A 19542-nucleotide genomic window follows, 5' to 3' on the forward strand; every position below is an offset into this window, starting at 1 on the left:
ATCATCCTTGGTGGTCGGTGTGGAGGGTGGAGATCAGGCGGATCTGTTCTTCGTAGGCCTGGGCGAAGTCGCGGGCCAGCAGGCGCTCGCTCCAGTCGTCGTCCTGACGCAGCGCATGGTGGTAACGGTTGAACGCTCTCCAGCGCCCGCCGGCGGTGGCGAGCAACGGCTTGTTGTCGCGCTCGAAACGCAGGGTCAACTGCTCCGGCGAGAAGTGCTCCAGAGTGCCGCGCACCGCCGCGCGGCTGGCGGTCAGCAGCGCCACCTGATGCGCCTGCAAATCGCGGAACGCCCGGGAGATCGCCTGCTCGGCCGGCAAATGGCCCGGCTTGTGCGGTTGCAACAGGATGTCCAGCGCCTCGCTCGGATCGACGGCGAATTTCAGCGGATTCTTGTTGGTGCCTTGTACGGTGGTCTGGGCCAGACGCAGTTCGTTTTTCAGCTCCGAACGGGTGCGCAGGCTCTGTTGCAGACCGCCGATGCTCTGGCGCAGCAGACGTGCAGCGTTCAGCGCAAGCGCTTCACGCTCGTCGTGGCTGAGGTTCTTCACGTTCACGCCAAGGGCCGCGCCGAATTTATCCCAGAAGGTTTCGCTCTGACGCTCGACCGCTTTCGGCGCCGGCGCAGGCTCAGGCGTGGGCTCGACGATCAGCTCCGGCACCATCAGGCTTTCCATGTCGATGCGCGCGTAGTCGGCGCGCTGACGGGAGTCTTCAGGGTCGGTCACCGGTGCGAGCATTTCCTCGAATTCCGAGTACACGCGCTCTTGCTGCTCCAGCGACTTAAGCGGGTCGAGGTCGAGGAACGCGTCGTCCGGGATGATGCTGCCGGCGGCACGTGGCAGGCCGACTTCACCGTCGAAGGTCGCCGGGTCGCGCACCAGGCGCGCACGAATCTCGAAGTCGCCCAGCACGTAGGTGCTGCCGTGCTCGATACGCACCGGTTCGCCCTTGTGCAGGCGTGCGCCGCTGTCGCCGTCCTGCACACCGTTGCTGCTGGTGTCGGTCAGGAAGAACGAACCCTCGCGATAGCTGACGATCGCGTGGTGGTTGGACAAGTGCCGCTTGCGGTCAGGGATGATCCAGTCGCAGTCCTCGCCCCGCCCGATCACGCCACCGGCCTGTTTGAAGGTCCGCTGGCACAGCTCGGTGGGCACGAACTGCTTGGTGTTCAGCATTTCGAAAACCAATTCCATGTTTGATGCTCCTTGCGGTCACTTGCCGCGATTGACCGCCTGCGGATCACCCAACGGGCGGTAATCGTTATCGTTGAATTTGTAATTGCCGCTGCAACCGCCGAGGCCGCATAGAACGACGAGGGTCAGCAGGACAGCGTGCCAGTGACGAACAGACATCAGAGGGTCTCCAGGTGTAGACAAAGCACAAAGCGCCGACCCTTGCGGGCGGCGCTGACATAGGTGTTCGAGGTGAATCCGACGGACTTTCGCCTACCCATCGAAATCACCCAGATTGATGTTCAAGCGGCCGAGCCGGTACAGCAGCGTGCGGCGCGGCAGGCCCAGTTCGCGGGCGGCGAGCGTCTGGTTGCCGTCGTTCTTGCGCAGGCAATCGAGCAGCAGATTGCGTTCGACCGCTTCCAGTCGTTCGCGCAGATTGAGGCCGCAGTGGTCTTCCGGCACCGACGCCGATTCCAGACGCAGCGAGAAATGTTCGGCCAGCAACTCGCCGCCCTCGCACAACAGCACCGCCCGCTCGACCAGGCCTTTGAGTTCACGCACGTTGCCGGGGAAGGTGTAACCGGACAGGTGTTCAAGCGCCGCGTCCGACCAGCGCACCGGATCACGTTGCAGGAAAGTGCAGGCCTTATCGGCAAAGTGCTTGGCCAGGTCGAGGATGTCGCCTTCGCGCTGACGCAGGGCCGGCAATTCGATCGGGAATTGCGCGAGACGGTAGTACAGGTCCTCGCGGAATTTGCCTTCGCTGACCAGCACCGACAGATCGCGGTGCGTTGCAGCGATGATGCGCACGTCGATCTTGTGGGTGTCGTTGGAACCCAGCGGACGGATCTCGCCTTCCTGCAACACGCGCAGCAACTTGGCTTGCAGCGACAGCGGCATGTCACCGATTTCGTCGAGCAACAGGGTGCCGCCGTTGGCCGCGTCGAACAGCCCGGCGCGGTCACGGTCGGCGCCGGTGAACGCACCTTTGCGATAGCCGAACAGCTCGCTTTCCAGCAGGTTTTCCGGGAACGCCGCGCAGTTCTGCACGATGAACGCCTGGGACCGGCGCGGGCCGCAATCGTGGATCGCCCGCGCCACCACTTCCTTGCCGGTGCCGGTCTCGCCACGCAACAGCACGGTGTACGGGCTGTGCAGGACTTTGCTGATCAGCGAGTAGGTCTGACGCATTGCCGCGCTCTTGCCGATCAGGCCGTAGCCGCTGGCACTCGGCAGACTGCGCACGACCGGCGCGGCCGCATCCACTGGCTGGCGCAGACGTTGCAGCAGATGCAGCTGACCCAGCACGAACGAGCCGAGCTGACCGAGGGAATCGGCGAAGCCTTGCAGGTCGATGTGCCGACGACTGGCGCACAACAACAGGCCTTCGACGGCCTTTTGCTGATTGACCAGCGGCACGCACAGCAGCGACTGCCACGGCGCGGACGACGCCGGCAGAAAACTGGTTTCGTGCAGGCTGCCGCCCAGGTCGTCGAAGCACACCACGCGGTTCTGGCACAGGGCGAATTGCAACAGTTGCTCGCCGTTGTAGTCCGCCGGCAGACTCGCCGCGCTGCGCGGTTGCAGCACGCCGTCCAGGCATTCGGCGTTCATCCCCAGCGACGTGTGCGTGGCATCCAGCAAGTACAGCTGCGTCAGTTCGCAACCGCTCAGCCCGGCCAGACCGCGCACGAAGTCACCCAGCAGCGCAGCACCGTCCGCCGCGCGCGACAGGCTGGCGAACTGCGCCAGCAAGGCTTCGGCATAGAGCAGTGGCTGCGGCACTTGAGTGAACATCACACTCACCTCAGGCGAACTCGCAGGTCACGCTGGCTTCACCGTCGAGCGTCGCATGCACGCGCTTGAGGCTTTCACCGGTGGCCATGGCGTCGAGCAAGCGGTCGGCCACCAGCGGCAGCACGTGCTGATCGAGCAAGTGGTCGATCAGGCGTGCACCGCTTTCGCTTTGCGTGCATCGCTCGGACAGGTGATCGACGAGGTTCTGGCACCAGGTGAAGTCCAGCTGGCGACGGTTCAGACGTTCGCCCAGACGACCGAGCTTGATCTCGATCAGCTCGCGCAGCACCGGGCCACCGACCGGGTAGTACGGCACCACTTTCATCCGCGCCAGCAGCGCCGGTTTGAAGTGTTTGCTGAGCACCGGGCGAATGGTTTCTTCCAGCACTTCGGCGGTCGGACGCGCGCCGTCTTCGCAGAGGTCGCTGATCTTGTCGCTGCCCAGGTTCGAGGTCATCAGGATCAGCGTATTGCGGAAGTCGATCTCGCGCCCTTCGCCGTCGTTGGCCACGCCTTTGTCGAAGATTTGGTAGAACAGATTGAGCACGTCCGGATCGGCCTTCTCGACTTCATCGAGCAGCACCACCGAATACGGCTTCTGGCGCACGGCTTCGGTGAGCATGCCACCCTCGCCGTAACCGACGTAGCCTGGCGGTGCACCGATCAGACGGGAAACGGTGTGCTTCTCCTGGAACTCGGACATGTTGATGGTGGTGATGAAACGGTCGCCGCCGTATAGCAGGTCGGCGAGTGCCAGTGCGGTTTCGGTCTTGCCGACGCCGCTCGGGCCGACCAGCAGGAACACGCCGACCGGTGCGTCAGGCTTGTTCAGGCCGGCAGCGGTGGCGCGCATCGAGCGATCCAGTGCGTGCACGGCTTGTTCCTGACCACGGATGCGGGTGCGCAGGTCGGTGGCGAAGCTGGCGACCTTGGCGTTGTGTTCGCGGGCCAGTTGCGCCAGTGGCACGCCGGTCCAGGCGCTGATCACTTCGGCCACCAGACGCGGGCAGACTTCGAAGCTGACCAGACGCTCCTTGACCTGAGCGGCGGTCAGGGCGCTATGAGTTTCGTTGAGTTGCGCTTCCAGCGCCTCGACGCTGAGGGCTTCGTCGATGTCGGCGGCGTGGGTTTCGATCACGGTGCCTTCGGCGTCTTCCTCAACGGTGACCACCGGCTCGACCGCAGCGGCTTCACGGGCCTTGGCCAGTTGCTGACGCAGTTCCAGCAGGCGCTCGGCCAGTTGTTTCTGCTCGGTCCACTGGGTTTCCAGTGCGACCCTTTCCGCTTCGGCTTCGTCCAGACGCGCTTCCAGTGCCTCCAGCGCTTCGTGGTCGATCAGCAGACCGGCTTCGGCATCGCGGCGCAGGGCCTGACGCTGACGGCCACCTTCAGCCAGCTCACCACGCAGGCGTTCCAGGCTTTCCGGAGCCGCAGCGAGGCTGATGCGAACACGGGCGCACGCGGTGTCGAGCACATCGACAGCCTTGTCCGGCAGTTGCCGACCGGCCAGATAACGGGCGGATAGTTCCGCTGCCGAAACCACCGCGTCATCGCGCAGGTAAATGCCGTGGCTCTTTTCGTAGACCTGAGCCAGGCCACGCAGGATGGTCACCGCTTCGCTCACGGTCGGTTCGTGCAGTTGAACCGGTTGGAAGCGACGGGCCAGCGCCGGGTCTTTCTCGAAGTATTTCTTGTACTCGGCCCAGGTGGTCGCGGCGATGGTGCGCAGCTCGCCACGGGCCAGCGCCGGTTTCAGCAGGTTGGCCGCGTCGGAACCGCCGGCATTGCCGCCCGCGCCGATCAGGGTGTGGGCTTCGTCGATGAACAGGATGATCGGCTTCGGCGAGGCTTTGACCTCGTCGATCACGCCTTTCAGACGACGCTCGAATTCACCTTTGACGCTGGCGCCGGCCTGCAACAGGCCCATGTCCAGCGACAGCAGCTCGACGCCCTTGAGCACCTGCGGTACTTCACCGGCAGCGATGCGCGAGGCCAGGCCTTCGACGATGGCGGTTTTACCGACACCGGCTTCACCGACCACGATCGGGTTGTTCTTGCGGCGACGGGCGAGGATGTCGACCATCTGGCGGATCGCGCCATCGCGGCACAGCACCGGGTCGAGTTTGCCGTCGCGGGCCTGTTGGGTCAGGTTGTGGGTGAAGCGCTCGAGCAGCGATTCGCCCTGGGCGGCCGGTTTGCCGTTGGCCGCTGCCTGAGGTTGTTGCGACAGGGCAAATTCCTTCAGGCGATCGATGTTCAGTTTGGCGAGCAACGGCTGGTAGCGGCTGCCGGCGTAACGCATCGGGTTGCGCAGCAGCGCGAGGATCAGCGCCGCGTCTTCGACCGAGGTCTGGCCCAGTTCAAGGTTGGCCACCAGCAGCGCGTCCTGCAGCCACTGCACCAGTTCCGGAGCGAACACCGGGTTGCGCGAAGCGCTGTGCTCGACCCGCGATTGCAGCGCGGCGCTCAGTTCGCCGGCATCAACGTCGGCATCCTGCAGCGCACGGGAGAGCAGACCGTTCGGGCGCTCCAGCAGGCCGAGCAGCAAGTCTTCGACCAGAATCTTGCTGCCGCCACGGGCCACGCAGCGCTCGGCCGAACGCTCCAGATCGCGACGGGTTTCGGCGTCCAGCGCCTGGATGAGTTGTTGCAGGTCTACGTTGATCATGGCTCACGTCCTTAATGAATTTTGCTGCCCAGGGTCACCACGCCGTCTGCTTTTTCGCAGCCCAGCCAACTGGTCCACCCCAGGCGACAGTCGTTCTTCTCGCCAATGCGCAGTTCGCGGATTTCTTCCGGGCGCAGCACCAGGCGAATGTCGTAATCGAGCGGGTCACGCAGGGTGAACCGCACCAGCGCGCAGAGCGGCTGGTAACCGAAACCGATGGGCAGGAATTCGTGGAAGCGTTCCCAGTCGAGTTCGGTGATGTGAATGCGGAATTTGCCGCTGCGATCGCGCACGCGTTCGCCCAGCACCAGGTCTTCACCCAGCACGCTGTTGGCGAAGCCGAGGCGGTTGCGCTGTTCTTCGAGGATTTCCACGCGGCGCTCGATGCACTGCTCGATGACCAGGTCTTCGTGCTTGAAGTAGTAACGCAGCACCGCTTCGATCAGCGCCGCCGAGTGCGCCCGCAAACTGAGCAGGCCGAGGTACGGCAGCAGGCGTTTCCAGTTCAGCTCCTTGGCCTTGCGGATCTCGTCACCGCCGAGGCCGATCAGGGCGAACAGCTGCGAGGAGAACGGATCGACCGCGCCGCTCTGGAAGCTCGCGCGATAGCGGTACTTGCGCCAGATCGGCAGCATCAGCCGTTGCAGGCGATGGTGGAACAGGTCGAGGAAGTTGCGCGTCGGGTTGCCGTCTTCGCTGTCGCCCAGGGCTTGCTCGCCGTAGAACGCCGGCAGCGGCGAACCGGAACCGACCAGGCCGATCAGGTTGAACCGCAGGCGCGCGCGCATCTGCCCGTGCTCTTCGAAAAACTCCACGCGATCGACGTCGCTGCGCGGAAATCCGAGGCTCGGGTTGGCCTGGAATTCCAGCTGGTCGTACAGGTCGTCTTCGCTCAGGTACGGGTGCGCATCGCGCAGCCGGTCGATCACCAGCAGCACGGCCTGAAACAGCGAGTACTCGCGTATTACCTTCGTCAGCCCGCTTAAAGCAGGGGCTGCAGGCCCATACGTGGTGTCCATTGGTACACCTCTCCCTGTGTGCTTTTTACCCGCAGCTCGTGGAATGAATTGAGACTGGCGTAAAGCGCGAAAAACTCGTTGAGAACCGAGGCGAAGACGAACAGATCGCCCTCACCGATATACCCTTCCGGGTCGATGGTCAGTTCGGTGCGCAGACCGCGTACCGGCAAACCACGGTGCAAGCGATCCACGTGGTGATGCTTGATGTGCTTGAGGCCGCCGAGCAGGCGTTTGCTGACCTTCTCCGCGTGCTGGTCGTAGTAGCGCGGCAGGTCGTAGGTTTCGAGAATCACCTTCAGTGCATTGACGTCGGCCAGCGACAGATAGTTAAGCGACATGTTGCTGATCAGCTTCCACAGGAAGTCACGGTTCAGCGGCGGCGCGAAACTGGAAGTGGCCGGGGTGATGTTGCGGAAACTGAGGAACTCCGGGGTCTCTTCGCAGGCCATGCAGATCTGCCCGAGCTTGAGTTTGCGCGGCAGGTTCTGATTGGTGCAGACCAGCTCGATCGACAGGGTTTCATGGGCTTCGGTGTGGCGGATGCCGAAGCTCAGGTAGGTGTCGAGGCCGTCGTGCAGCAGCGACGAACGCTGACGGATGCTGTAATGCGGACGGCTGTTGGGCACGTCGAAACTCGGATCGTGCTCGAAGGATTCGAACGGCACGTACTCCTGATAACCGAGGCCGCCGGGTTTCCAGCCGGTCACGGTCTCCACCGAGAACACGCCGCAGTTTTCCAGATCGTATTCGGCCGGCAGCAGCAGGTATTCGTCCTGTTTGCCGTCGAGGCGGATCGGCAGTGCGTCGTGCTTGAACAGGTTGACGATCGGCGTGCAGAACAGCTTCACGTTATCCAGGGTCGGACGCATGCGCATGATGCCGCTCTTGCGGATGTCGAAGCGCAATTCCAGGCCACGCATCTGCTTGAGCGTGTCTTCCGGCAGCGCCTTGAGAATGTCCAGACCGTGGACATCAACGAACAGGAACTTGTCCTGGAAGGCGAAGTATTCCTGCAGATAGCGATAGCCGCGGAAGGTGTTCAGCGGATACGGGATCAACGCTTCTTCTTCGGCAAAGCCCACCGGTTTGACCCGGTCGCCCGGAATCTTGAACGCCATCGGCTTGCCGCTCACGCCATCGATCGGCTTGCCGGCGCCGTCGAGCGGGATCAGTTCGATGCCTTCGAGGTTGCGCAGCAGGCTCAGGTAGAGCATCTGGCTGATGTAGCGCTCGCCGGCAAAGTGCAGGCGCAGTTTGCTCAGCTCCAGCTCGCCGAGGTGGCCGTCGGCACTCATCTCCAGGCGCAGGCTGAGCAACGAACCGTCGCCCTTCACCGAGTAGTTCAGCGCGGCCAGATCCAGGGCCATGACTTCGGTCGGGTAGCAGGTGCGGAAGCGGCAGCGCACGTCTTCGATCGGCACGCTCTCGATCGGCGTGTCACGCTCGACCTTCAGCGCCGGCCCGGAACGCTTGAGCGGGTCGAACTGCAGAATGCTGAACGCCGGCAGCGGGCGCATGTAGTTCGGCCACAACAACTGCATCAGGGAATGGCTGAGCTCCGGCAACTCGTCATCGAGCTTCTGACGCAGCCGCCCGGTCAGAAACGCAAAGCCTTCCAGCAACCGCTCCACATCCGGATCCCGCCCGGCCTGCCCCAGGAACGGCGCCAACGCCGGACTACGCTCGGCGAAACGGCGGCCCAGTTGGCGCAGTGCGGTGAGTTCGCTTTGGTAGTAGTGGTTAAAGGACACGGGTTACCTGCCTGGTAGTGGAACTCATGGAATAACTGTCCTGCGGATTACGCTCGATGCCCGACTTGGCCGCTGCACGTAACCTGCAGGTTGGCTTGAACCGGCACGCTGGTTCATACGGGAGCTCAGTTTTCAATGTGTTCATATGGGGTGTTGCTGATAAATATATTCAGCCAATGCGATTCCCATTGGGGCATGGCAATATCGAACGTTTTCTTGTCCCGATTGAAATAAATCCAGGCGATGCCGACAGTTTCACCATCTTCGGTCACTCGCATATCCAGTGATTGAGTGTCGTACAGAGGTGTTCGGTAAACCTCTTGCGGAGCTTGCCTGTCAATTACCCTCAAATAAGCCATTCCTCCGAGAGTGAGTACTTTACCAACCCTGACGTTCTCTAAAATGTACCGACCTGAAGGGCTGATCACTGTCGAGCTGGCTGGATAATTTTTCATCGCGGCAACTACGTAAAACAGCAGCGCAAAAATAACCATGAGTAAAGCAATTGCAATGCGAATGCCTTTACGGTGCTTATGAACCAACAAACCGAACACGGATATCATTTTCCACTCTCATCAAGATGCTCTATGGAATACGGTGCATTACTCACAAATCGATTCATCCAGTGATCTTTCCATTGTCGAGAGTAAAAAACAAACCTCTTCTCCCCCGTCAGGAACGCAAAATCAGAAATTCTCAATGCGCCCTTATCCTCGCTTAACTGCATTTCCAGCAGCCTTGTTGTTGGATATAGCGGGCTTCGGTAAATATGTTCAGGCGAGTCCTGATCCGTGATTCGAAGATAGGAAAGGGGTTCAGTGAAAAACAAGGAAATAAAAGGTACACGTTCCACTATGTACTGCCTGGAGGAGCTTAGCTCAATAACATCTGGGCGGCGCTGGGATAGACTCTCGACAAAAAAATAAAACACTACCCCCCCGATCAAAAGGAAAGATAGTAAAACCATACATGCGATTTTTAAACGCATTTACTCCACCACCTTTATCAAAACGGGCGGCGTAACACTTTCGTATAAAACGTCGGAATAGACAGTAAAATCTCCCCCTTTCCCATGTTTTTCTCGATACTCGATAAAATCACTATTTTGAATCAGGTGATAACGTTTACCATCGATATCCTTGAACGCAGCTTGCACATCCTCCCCGCGCATAGCAGCCGTCCTGGCCATTTCCGCTTTGCCAATTGCCGAGAGAAAGTTGGAACCATTGCTTGTTACCGGGTCGTCCACGCCGTCATAGTTCCAATAACCTAGCGGCTGACTGAAGCGCGTGCCTACATCGCTAAAATCGTAGCTATCGTCGATGTAATACCCTAGGCGGTTAACCAGAAAGCTGATTTTTCCTGAGGCAATAATAATTTCTCCCTCAGCAATCACTCTCATATTGAAATTTGCAAGAGCGCCTCTCAACTCATCCAGAAGGAACATATTTAAATTTGAAGTCTGGACCGGAACCGTATTGGTATAGCCAAATTTTTCCGCTTCTCTGGCACTTGCAAACTTCTGCTGATAAGCACCATCAACCTTGCCTGCAAGTTTCGCTGGAAGTTCCTTGCGCATTCTAATTAATGCATTCGGACTATTCCATTTTGCCTTTAACTCATTGAATGCTTTATTTGCCCGATCAAACTTCAAGACCCATGCCATTTTTACAATGGAGCTTTCGACGTAGGGGTCGATCGGTTCTTTTTTATGGCTTTTCGTAAGCTCATCCATGCCACCATCTGCGGTGGCCCACGGGCTCCCCTCAAACCAATAGCGCATCAACTTAGCTGCGACTGGCCAGTTCATCTTATCCATCGCGCCAGGGATATCCGTGACTGCAAACTTACGAGCAGTCACTATCTGCCCGGTCTTCTTGCTCGCCGGCGACATTGTTGCCTTCACTGTCGTGTTTGCCATTTCAACATCCCTGCCGTTATTGCTCGACTGCGCTGCCACTGACAGCAACAAGCCCCATTTTTAGTATTCAATCGATTGCCACTTTAGTTTGCTGCTCAATGATCAGCTCAACTGGCTCGGCTCTGTCCGAATGAATCAACTTTGTCTTTCCATCGGCACCTGTAATACCGGTTACTATTTTTCCGGACGCCGTCTTCAGCGTGTACTCAATTCCGGACAGTGGTTTTCCAGTGTCCTGACAATTGATCACAAAGTGTTCGTTAAACGGCCACTGAATTTCCACAGGCAACGGCGGCACAAACGGCGCCGGCGAATGCGAATTGCCGATAATCACCGTCCCGGATCCAGCCGTGACTTTATTGCCATGAGATCCAACCGAACCGACCGTGGCGGCAGGCTTGCCGTTGATCAGAACCGTCGTCGCCAGATCGCCGACCATCGCACCACCACACGCGGAGGCATCGCCTTCGCGGGCGGCCGGGAGGCCGTCGAAGAACACGTCGCCGGAACCGGCGGCAATCGGGTTGGTGCCGTGGCCGGGGAGCGGGCAAGCGGTGGGGTCGGATACGCGTGCTGCAGGTTTGCCAGACATCGGGGTTCTCCTTAGTTGACCTTCACTTGACCGCTGCCATCCAGGCGCGCGGAGAAACTGACCTGACGCTTGAAACCCTCGACTTCCAGCAGGCCTTCGATGCTGAAGGCCAGGCGGAGCTGATCGTGGTCACGCGGCAGGGAAATGACACGCACGTTGCTCAGGCGCGGCTCGTAGGCTTCGATGAAGCTTTCGATGGCCAGGCGGGCCTGACTCAGGGAGTCGTGCAGGCTCAGGCGCATGTCATTGAGATCGGGCAACCCGTAGTCGGACAGCGTTTGCACGCTGCCGGCCCGGGTGCTGAGCATTTTGGCCAGATGGGCAGCCACCGACGCCATGGCCGAAGCCTCGAGGCTCCTGCCCTTGCGTAGTTCCGCGTCGCCGTTGAGGCGTTCGAAAAGGCTGCCGTATCCGTCCATGAGTCGCTCTTACTCTTTGTCCAGCTTGCCAACCAGCGACAGGGTGAAATCGGCACCCATGTACTTGAAGTGCGGACGCACGTTCAGGCTGACGCGGTACCAGCCCGGCTCGCCTTCAACGTCGCTGACGATCACTTGCGCAGCGCGCAGCGGACGACGGCCACGCACTTCGGCGCTCGGGTTTTCCTGGTCGGCCACGTACTGGCGGATCCACTTGTTCAGTTCCAGCTCGAGGTCGGTACGTTCTTTCCACGAACCGAGCTGCTCGCGCTGCAGCACTTTCAGGTAGTGAGCCAGGCGGTTGACGATCATCATGTACGGCAGTTGGGTGCCGAGCTTGTAGTTCAGCTCTGCAGCCTTGCCTTCTGCGCTGATGCCGAAGAACTTCGGCTTCTGCACCGAGCTTGCGGAGAAGAACGCCGCGTTGTCGGAGCCTTTACGCATGGTCAGGGAGATGAAGCCTTCCTCGGCCAGTTCGTATTCACGACGGTCGGAAACCAGAACCTCGGTAGGAATCTTGGTTTCGATTTCGCCCATGCTTTCGAAGTGGTGCAGAGGCAGGTCTTCAACCGCGCCGCCGCTCTGTGGGCCGATGATGTTCGGGCACCAGCGGAACTTGGCGAAGCTGTCGGTCAGCTTGGTGCCGAACGCGTAAGCGGTGTTGCCCCACAGGTAGTGCTCGTGGCTGTTGGCAACGTTTTCCTTGTACACGAACGATTTGACCGGGTTCTCTTCCGGGTCGTACGGGTTACGCAGCAGGAAGCGCGGCACGGTCAGGCCAACGTAGCGGGAGTCTTCCGAGGTACGGAAGCTCTGCCATTTGGCGAATTGCGGGCCTTCGAAGTGATCTTTCAGATCCTTCAGGTCCGGCAGACCGGTGAAGCTTTCCAGGCCGAAGAATTTCGGGCCGGCGGCGGCGATGAACGGCGCGTGGGACATGCAGGCTACGCTGGACACGTACTGCATCAGCTTCACGTCCGGCGAGCTTGGGGACATGTAGTAGTTGGCAATGATCGCGCCAACCGGCTGACCACCGAACTGGCCGTATTCAGCGGTGTAGATGTGCTTGTACAGGCCCGACTGCATGACTTCCGGCGAGTCTTCGAAATCGTCCAGCAGGTCTTCTTTGGAGACGTTGAGGATTTCGATCTTGATGTTTTCGCGGAAGTTGGTGCGGTCGACCAGCAGTTGCAGGCCACGCCACGACGATTCCAGGGCCTGGAAGTCCGGGTGGTGCAGGATTTCGTCCATCTGACGGCTGAGCTTGGCATCGATCTCGGCGATCATGCGGTCAACCATGGCTTTCTTGACCGGCTCACCGTTGTTCTGCGGCTTGAGCAGCTCTTCGATGAACGCCGACACACCGCGTTTGGCGATGTCGTAGGCTTCGTCGTCCGGCGTCAGGCGGGTTTCGGCGATGATGCTGTCGAGGATGCTGTATTCGCCGTTTTCTGCGGCGTTCTGTTGTGCTGCGCTAGTGCTCATTGTGTTGGCTTCCTTGGCTGCTGGAGTCTCAAGCGTCCGGAGCTGCGGCGTTCAGGCCCAGCTCACCGAGTACGCGACCGCGGGATTCATCGTCGGCGAGCACGCCTTCGATGGCTTTACGGAACGCAGGTGCGTTACCCAGCGGGCCTTTGAGGGCCACCAGCGCGTCGCGCAGTTCCATCAGTTTTTTCAGCTCAGGCACTTGCTCGACCAGGCTGGCCGGGTTGAAGTCCTTCATGGAGTTGACGCGCAGTTGCACAGCCAGCTCGTCGGCCTCGCCATCTTCCTGCAGACGGTTCGGCACGCTCAGCGTCAGACCCAGCTCTTGCTTGGCCAGCACTTCGTCGAAGGTCATCTTGTCGATGCTGATCGGCTTGCGATCCTCGATCTTGCGATCGTCCTTGCGGTGGGTGTAGTCACCGATTGCCAGCAGCTTCAGCGGCAGTTCAATCTCTTCCTGAGCACCGCCGGTGGCGGGTTTGAAGGTGACGTTGATGCGTTCCTTGGGGGCTACCGAGCCTTCTTTGGCCATGGCTTTTCTCCTTGCGGTTGTGGCCCTGGGGCCTATTCGAGTACCACTTCGAGATCGAGGTGGCACAGCCTGCGATAAATCTCTTCCTTGCGTTCACGTACGGCATGGTTCTGCGGTAACAACTCGCAGCAACTGTGCAGCAGGTGCAGCACTTCCAATGCAAGATCGGGCTCCCAGGCGTGCAGGCCTGAGTCCTGTAATGTCTGATCGAGGGTTTCGAGCTGGTTCTTGGCCAGCTCGTATTTCTTGGCCAGGAAACACAGCCGCGCGAGGGCGAACTGCCAGAAGAAGCGTTCGCGGCCGCCGTGCGCCGATTGCAGCCCCTGTTTGAGGATCTGCACCGCGGGCTTGAGGCCTTCCTTGCGCAGGATCGGCTGGACTTCTTCGAGGGCCTTTTCCCAGGCCGGCTGGGTTTCGGCGTTCTCGGTCTCGACCTTGCGCGGCGCACTGGCGCTTTGCAGGTGCGGCATGACGTTGCCGGCGATCCACGCCCGGGTGGACGGATCGGCGAACGGCGCGCCGTCATGGAAACGCAGCTCGATGATGCCGGGCAGGCGTTGAATCAAAAGCGCGAAGTGGATTTCCACTTCGCGCATGGCCAGCTCGGCGTTGAGGTTCTGGAGACATTCCCAGACCATCCTCTGGCCATCGAACCAGAACGGCGCCTTCGCCAGGCTCGCCTCCAGTTCCACCAGCAGGTCGGCGTATTTGCCCTGATCGAAACGGTCCTGATACTGCTTGAGCTTGTCCACCGGCAACCCGCGCAGCACGGTGATCTGCTCGGCGTTGCGCTCGGGCACCGCGTCGATCGTCATCCACAGCAAGGTGCGGTTGAGGCGCAGGGCGCGCAGGTCGGTGGCTTTCTGCTTGAGCCACCAGGCGCACAGCGGGCGGGCGCTTTCCTGCTGGGCGCGCAGGGCCTTGTGGGCTTCTTTCTCGTTGTCGATCGGCGCGCCGGGTGCCAGCAACTGGCTGGCGGCCTGCTTGACCTGCGCCACCGCCGCGCCCACCACACCGGGTGCCGGCTGGTTGTCGGCGGCGCGCTGGATCATGGTTTTCAGGCGGCGGGAGAGCGGCAGCAGCAGCGGCGCATCATCGCCCAGATGCTCGGTGCAGGCGGCGTCGAGACCGGACAGATGCTCGGACAACTGCCGGAACATCGGCAGCTGTTCCTTGATCGCGATATTTTCGGTGATCACCTGCTCAAGACGCGGCACCAGCCAGCCGATGGCGGCGGCCCGGGTGCGGGGTTTGAGCGGGTGAATCTCGGCCCAGTGGTTTTCCGACAAGTGGTGCAGAAAACCGAGGCCGGCCAGCAGGCCGGGGAAGGATTCACGCTGGTACAGCGACCAGGTCAGCCAGGCGCCGACACGCAAATCCTTGGATTGGGTGCGCAGGAGGTTTTCGCTGTTTTCGCGAATTTTCAGCCAGTCGATCTGCCCGCTTTCGTGCATCGACGAGGCTTTGGCCAGCTCGCTTTCCAGGGCCTCGAATTCGCTCGAGAAACGAACGTCTTCGCCCGCAAAATTCTCTTTGGAAACAGAGACTTTAGCGAGTTCGAGGTAATGGGCGGAAAGTTTGCTTGAGTAGGACATCCATGGCCTTTATAAGGATTACGGTCGTGCGCCTATTGGAGTTGCAGCGGCGCGGGACAGTATCGAAGAGCAGTCGGAAGACTCATCCAATTGAGTGTTTGCTCTTTCAAGTGCGCGCATCGTAATCACAATGATGGCCACTAGCAAGCATCCGATTAAACAACAAGACGAACTGTTCATTGGGCGCTGTAGGAGATCGCCCTATATGTCTCAGGGGTTTCCCTGATATCGGCTTATATCAACCGTGCCTTTCAAACCCCGGCGTAACCTGCGTCCCAGAGCGGCTGCCTGAAACCCGCCGACACCTCCTTGAACGCACGTTCCAAAATACGGACGAAAGCATGACAACACTGGAAAGAAAATAAAGTAGGAATCTTCCGAAAACAGATAGGCATCTTTAAACAAATCGAGGAGGACAACTGGTATCAATAAAAGTGCCATCAATTTGATGTCATCGCACACTTTGCATACTTCACAAGACTTCTTTAGCCGCACAATTGCAGGACTTCCCGCAAGGCTCCGTCAATCCATCAAGCCTTCGCCCTGCTTAAGCACACACTTTCGATGTGGATTGTTCTGACAAATGTCGCGGACTGTTCTTACATCAATATATTTCATGCTGCGCACGTGCCTTTATATTGCCAGCCTCAGTCATCAATTGACGGCTTACCACTGATACGGACATTGGCAAATGGATGAAAACAGACGGCCCATCAAGACCCGCTCCGCGGGCTGGGCGAAACGCTTCACGGATGAACTGGTCAAGCGGGACATCTCCCCCAACCAGATCTCCGTCATCAGCATGCTCTTCGCGCTGTTCGGCGCGGTGACGCTGTACATCGATAACGGCGTGGCCGGTTCGATCCTGTGTATCGTCGGCATTCAACTGCGGCTGCTGTGCAATCTGTTCGACGGGATGGTGGCGATCGAAGGCGGCAAGCAGTCGGCCGTTGGCAGCCTGTACAACGAGTTTCCGGATCGAGTAGCCGACAGTCTGCTGATCGTCGGCTTGGGTTTTGCCATCGGCCAGTCCGATCTTGGCTGGTTCGCAGCATTGGCCGCTGCGCTGACAGCGTATGTCCGTGTGTTCGGCGGCGCTCTAGGGCTCACCCAGAGCTTCATGGGACCGATGGCCAAGCAGCACCGGATGGCGGTGATGACCGTGGCGTTGCTGTTGAACGTGTTCGAAACCATTTACTACGCGACCCACTACGCTTTGCTGATCGCGCTGGTGATCATCGCCCTTGGCTCCGTCGCGACCTGCGTGACGCGCACCCTGGCCATCGCCAGACAACTGAAGGGGAAGGCCCATGTGGATCAGTAATGCGCTGATTTCGGTGCTGCGCTTCTTGATCGGCGTGACCGCCCGCTGGGAAAGCCCGCCGGACCTCACGCGCCAGCGCATCTACTACGCCAACCACACCAGCCACATGGACACCCTGGCGATCATCGCCGCACTGCCGCCGGAAGCCCGGTTGAACGTGAAACCGGTGGCCGCCGCCGACTACTGGGGCAAGAACCGCTTTCTATCGTACATCTCGCAGAAAGGCCTGAACGCGGTGCTGATCGAGCGTAATCCGGCACCGGGCACCAATGTGCTGGAGCCGATTTTCGATGTAGTGCGGGCCGGCCACTCGATCATCATTTTCCCCGAAGGTACCCGCTCCACCCAGGCGCTGCCGGGGGAATTCAAGTCCGGGATCTTCCGCCTTGCCGAAACCTTTCCGGACGTCGATCTGGTGCCGATCTACCTGGAAAACCTGCATCGCTCGATGCCAAAAGGCAAACACGTGCCGCTGCCGATCATCTGCACGATCCGCATCGGCGACCCGCTGCAGAGGATTGCCGGTGAGGAGAAACAGGCGTTTCTGGAACGGGCGCGTGACGCCATCGTGAGGTTGTCGAAATGAGTCTGGAAACCAAGTTCCTGTGGTTCTTCGCGGCAATCGCCGGGTTGCTGGCGGTGGCTTCGCTGATTGGCGGCGTACTGGCACGGCGGGCGAAAAGCGAAAGCTCCATCGCGACCATCGAAAACCTCAACCAGCGCGTGAATGCCTGGTGGGGGATGGTCATTATTTTCTTTGTGTCCTGGCTGCTCGGCCCCAATGCGACGGTGGTGCTGTTCGGCTTCATTTCGCTGTTTGCGCTGCGCGAGTTCATAACACTCACGCCGACCGCACGCGGTGACCATAACGCGCTGTTTTCGGCGTTTTTCATCCTGATCCCGCTGCAATACCTGCTGATCGGCACCCATTGGTATTCGATGTTCACCCTGCTGGTGCCGGTGTATGCATTCCTGCTGCTGCCGGCGATTGCCGTGTTGAGCCAGGACACCGAGGGCTTTCTGGAGCGCACGGCGAAGATTCAGTGGGGCGTGATGATCTGCATCTACTGCATCAGCCATGCGCCGGCGCTGCTGTTGCTGGACCTGCAGGGTTTCCAGGGTCAGAACGCCCTGCTGCTGTTCTACCTGGTATTCGTGGTGCAGATGAGCGATGTGCTGCAGTACGTGTTCGGCAAGCTGTTCGGCAAACGCAAAGTTGCGCCGCTGGTGAGCCCGTCAAAAACCGTGGAAGGGCTGGTCGGCGGTGGGCTGTCCGCCACGCTGATCGGTGGTTGCATGTTCTGGATGACGCCGTTCAGCTTCTGGCAGTCGCTGCTGATGTCGCTGGTCATCGTGGTGATGGGCTTCCTCGGCGGCCTGGTCATGTCGGCGATCAAACGCAGCCTGAGCGCCAAGGACTGGGGCACGATGATCAAGGGCCACGGCGGGATGCTCGACCGCATGGACTCGATCTGTTTCGCCGCGCCGATCTTCTTTCACCTGACCCGGTACTTCTTCTCGGCCTGATCCGGCCCCAATCATCGAGCACAAAAAATGGGCATCCGACCGCAATCGGTATGCCCATTTTTCATGCAGCGCGCCCGGCTGACCGGGCGTTTACCGCCATTATGGATTGACGCTGTCTTTCAACGATTTGCCTGGCTTGAACGCAACGGTGTTGCTGGCCTTGATCTTCACCGGTTCACCGGTCTGCGGGTTTTTGCCGGTGCGGGCACCGCGGTGGCGTTGCAGGAAGGTGCCGAAGCCCACCAGCGTGACGCTGTCCTTGCGGTGCAGGGCGCCGGTGATTTCTTCGAGAACGGCGTTGAGAACGCGGTTGGCCTGCTCTTTGGTCAGATCCGCTTTTTCAGCGATTGCAGCGGCGAGTTCTGGTTTACGCATTAGTGAAGCCCCTTTGACGGTTTTTTGTTGTTATGTCCGTGCTGTTCTCGTTGGAACAGCGCCCAAGGCGCCGCAGGCTCTACTCTGCGGCAGACGGGAGTGAGGATGGCACGCGGTTAAGGGCGGCGCCAGTCTCCCCGCGACGTTTGTGGGGGCAAAAGCGGGGTGATTCCGACAGAACGACCGGTATTTACGCCAGCAAGGCCGGAAGCTGTTTGTTCAGTGCGAGTTTTTCCATCACCGCCGCGCCGGTCAGGGCGTAACCGAGCAATTGCCCGTCTGCGTCGTGGCACAGCACCTTGATGTCGGCGCCCTGCCCTTCGACCGTCCAGACGCCTTCGCGGCCCCGTGGCGGCGGGGAAACCACCAGCGGGCAGACCGGGGTTTTCACGGTGATCGGCATCGGTCCGTAGTTCACCACGGTCGGGTTGCCGGCCAGGGTCTGTGCCAGCGCTCGCGCACAACTCATGAGGGGCATGACGTACAGAAGATTCAGCCCGTTGACCTCGGCGCAGTCGCCCAGGGCGTAAATGTTGGCGTGAGAGGTTTGCAGATGACGGTCGACCACCACGCCGCGATTGGTCTGGATGCCGGCGGCCGCCGCCAGATCGATCCGCGGGCGCAGGCCGATGGCCGAGACCACCACATCGCACGGGACAACCTGACCGTCGGACAGGTGCGCTTCCAGCCCATCAGCGACTTTTTGCAGGCGGGTCAGCACCGGGCCGAGATGGAAACGCGCACCGAGGCTTTCCAACCCGGCCTGCACCGCAGCCGCCGCAGCGGGATGCAGCAGGGTCGGCATCACCTGCTCGCACGGTGCAACGAGTTGCACCTCGTAGCCACCCAGAATCAGGTCATTGGCGAACTCGCAGCCGATCAGTCCGGCGCCGAGCAGCAACACTCGGCGCTTGCCAGCGGCTGCGGCGCGAAAGCGCGCGTAGTCTTCGAGATCGTTGATCGGGAACACCAGATCCCCGCCGTCGCCTTCGATCGGCACACGTACGGTTTCCGCGCCCCAGGCGAGGATCAGGTCGCGATAGCTCACTGCTTCCTCGCCGATCCACAGCCGCTTGTGGCCCGGATCTATGCCGCTGATGCGGGTATGGGTGCGGATCTCGGCCTTCAACTGCTCGGCCATCGCGCCCGGCTCGGCCATGCTCAAGCCGTCGGCGTCCTTGTTCTTGCCGAAGCCGGTGGACAGCATCGGCTTGGAGTAGGAGCGACCGTCATCGGCGGTAATCAGCAGCAACGGGGTTTCGCCATCGAGTTTGCGAAACTCGCGAGCCAGGTTGTAACCCGCAAGCCCGGTGCCAACGATTACGACAGGTGCGCTCATGCCCTACTCCTCAGTGTTTTC

Annotated in this window: 19 protein-coding genes; 3 read left to right on the plus strand and 16 right to left on the minus strand. The window is 60.2% G+C overall.

What is annotated here, in order from left to right:
* Position 1 precedes the first annotated feature (1 nt).
* From tagH to tssA, 14 genes are all read right to left on the minus strand, one after another.
* The gene (gene tagH / locus ACM6JM_RS20920) at positions 2 to 1195 is read right to left on the minus strand and encodes a type VI secretion system-associated FHA domain protein TagH (protein WP_039765152.1); all 1194 of its coding nucleotides are present in this window, start codon (positions 1193 to 1195) and stop codon (positions 2 to 4) included.
* An 18-nt stretch (positions 1196 to 1213) separates the two neighbouring features.
* Complete coding sequence (locus tag ACM6JM_RS20925) at positions 1214 to 1354, minus strand: hypothetical protein (protein WP_003229566.1); 141 nt, start codon at positions 1352 to 1354, stop codon at positions 1214 to 1216.
* Between the two features lie 93 nt (positions 1355 to 1447).
* A complete protein-coding gene (locus ACM6JM_RS20930) occupies positions 1448 to 2974 on the minus strand; it encodes a sigma-54 interaction domain-containing protein (RefSeq protein WP_103385854.1) in 1527 nt (508 codons plus the stop codon).
* A gap of 10 nt (positions 2975 to 2984) precedes the next feature.
* Complete coding sequence (tssH, locus tag ACM6JM_RS20935; protein ID WP_074689942.1) at positions 2985 to 5642, minus strand: type VI secretion system ATPase TssH; 2658 nt, start codon at positions 5640 to 5642, stop codon at positions 2985 to 2987.
* Positions 5643 to 5653: 11 nt separating this feature from the next.
* Entirely contained in the window at positions 5654 to 6661 is a 1008-nt protein-coding gene (tssG, locus tag ACM6JM_RS20940) for a type VI secretion system baseplate subunit TssG (RefSeq protein ID WP_039765146.1), read from the minus strand.
* Complete coding sequence (gene tssF / locus ACM6JM_RS20945; protein ID WP_039765144.1) at positions 6625 to 8412, minus strand: type VI secretion system baseplate subunit TssF; 1788 nt, start codon at positions 8410 to 8412, stop codon at positions 6625 to 6627. Before tssF ends, tssG begins: the two co-directional genes overlap by 37 nt.
* Positions 8413 to 8537: 125 nt before the next feature.
* The gene (locus ACM6JM_RS20950; RefSeq protein ID WP_210710271.1) at positions 8538 to 8966 is read right to left on the minus strand and encodes a hypothetical protein; all 429 of its coding nucleotides are present in this window, start codon (positions 8964 to 8966) and stop codon (positions 8538 to 8540) included.
* Between the two features lie 5 nt (positions 8967 to 8971).
* A complete protein-coding gene (locus ACM6JM_RS20955; protein WP_039765140.1) occupies positions 8972 to 9400 on the minus strand; it encodes a hypothetical protein in 429 nt (142 codons plus the stop codon).
* Positions 9401 to 10333 carry a DUF6402 family protein gene (locus ACM6JM_RS20960; protein WP_039765139.1) on the minus strand — a complete coding sequence of 311 codons (933 nt, stop codon included), beginning with the start codon at positions 10331 to 10333 and terminating at the stop codon, positions 9401 to 9403. It lies immediately after the preceding gene.
* Positions 10334 to 10400: 67 nt separating this feature from the next.
* Entirely contained in the window at positions 10401 to 10925 is a 525-nt protein-coding gene (locus ACM6JM_RS20965; protein ID WP_039765137.1) for a PAAR domain-containing protein, read from the minus strand.
* A gap of 11 nt (positions 10926 to 10936) precedes the next feature.
* Positions 10937 to 11344, minus strand: a complete 408-nt coding sequence (gene tssE, locus ACM6JM_RS20970) for a type VI secretion system baseplate subunit TssE (RefSeq protein WP_039765135.1) — start codon at positions 11342 to 11344, stop codon at positions 10937 to 10939.
* Positions 11345 to 11353: 9 nt separating this feature from the next.
* Positions 11354 to 12829, minus strand: a complete 1476-nt coding sequence (tssC, locus tag ACM6JM_RS20975; RefSeq protein ID WP_011336600.1) for a type VI secretion system contractile sheath large subunit — start codon at positions 12827 to 12829, stop codon at positions 11354 to 11356.
* Positions 12830 to 12857: 28 nt separating this feature from the next.
* The gene (gene tssB / locus ACM6JM_RS20980; protein ID WP_003229587.1) at positions 12858 to 13361 is read right to left on the minus strand and encodes a type VI secretion system contractile sheath small subunit; all 504 of its coding nucleotides are present in this window, start codon (positions 13359 to 13361) and stop codon (positions 12858 to 12860) included.
* Positions 13362 to 13393: 32 nt separating this feature from the next.
* The gene (gene tssA, locus ACM6JM_RS20985; protein ID WP_039765132.1) at positions 13394 to 14956 is read right to left on the minus strand and encodes a type VI secretion system protein TssA; all 1563 of its coding nucleotides are present in this window, start codon (positions 14954 to 14956) and stop codon (positions 13394 to 13396) included.
* A 691-nt stretch (positions 14957 to 15647) separates the two neighbouring features.
* Here tssA and ACM6JM_RS20990 point away from each other — a divergent pair.
* Genes ACM6JM_RS20990 through ACM6JM_RS21000 form a run of 3 tightly spaced genes read left to right on the plus strand, consistent with a single transcriptional unit; the run spans position 15648 to position 17807 of the window.
* Positions 15648 to 16280, plus strand: a complete 633-nt coding sequence (locus ACM6JM_RS20990) for a CDP-alcohol phosphatidyltransferase family protein (protein ID WP_039765131.1) — start codon at positions 15648 to 15650, stop codon at positions 16278 to 16280.
* Positions 16267 to 16866: a lysophospholipid acyltransferase family protein gene (locus tag ACM6JM_RS20995; RefSeq protein WP_039765129.1), complete on the plus strand. Its 600-nt coding sequence runs from the start codon at positions 16267 to 16269 to the stop codon at positions 16864 to 16866. The genes ACM6JM_RS20990 and ACM6JM_RS20995 overlap by 14 nt, the downstream gene beginning before the upstream one ends.
* Positions 16863 to 17807, plus strand: coding sequence for a phosphatidate cytidylyltransferase (locus tag ACM6JM_RS21000; RefSeq protein ID WP_039765128.1), 945 nt, complete (start codon positions 16863 to 16865; stop codon positions 17805 to 17807). Before ACM6JM_RS20995 ends, ACM6JM_RS21000 begins: the two co-directional genes overlap by 4 nt.
* Before the next feature lie 99 nt (positions 17808 to 17906).
* Here ACM6JM_RS21000 and ACM6JM_RS21005 read toward each other — a convergent pair whose 3' ends face one another.
* Together ACM6JM_RS21005 and ACM6JM_RS21010 are read right to left on the minus strand one after the other, a co-directional pair.
* Positions 17907 to 18182, minus strand: coding sequence for an HU family DNA-binding protein (locus ACM6JM_RS21005; protein ID WP_003213368.1), 276 nt, complete (start codon positions 18180 to 18182; stop codon positions 17907 to 17909).
* Positions 18183 to 18372: 190 nt separating this feature from the next.
* On the minus strand, positions 18373 to 19521 hold the full coding sequence (locus ACM6JM_RS21010) for an NAD(P)/FAD-dependent oxidoreductase (protein WP_210710273.1): 1149 nt from the start codon (positions 19519 to 19521) through the stop codon (positions 18373 to 18375).
* Positions 19522 to 19542 lie beyond the last annotated feature (21 nt).

The sequence above is a fragment of the Pseudomonas sp. IT-P2 genome, assembly GCF_949767575.1.
Lineage (GTDB): Bacteria > Pseudomonadota > Gammaproteobacteria > Pseudomonadales > Pseudomonadaceae > Aquipseudomonas > Aquipseudomonas pharyngis.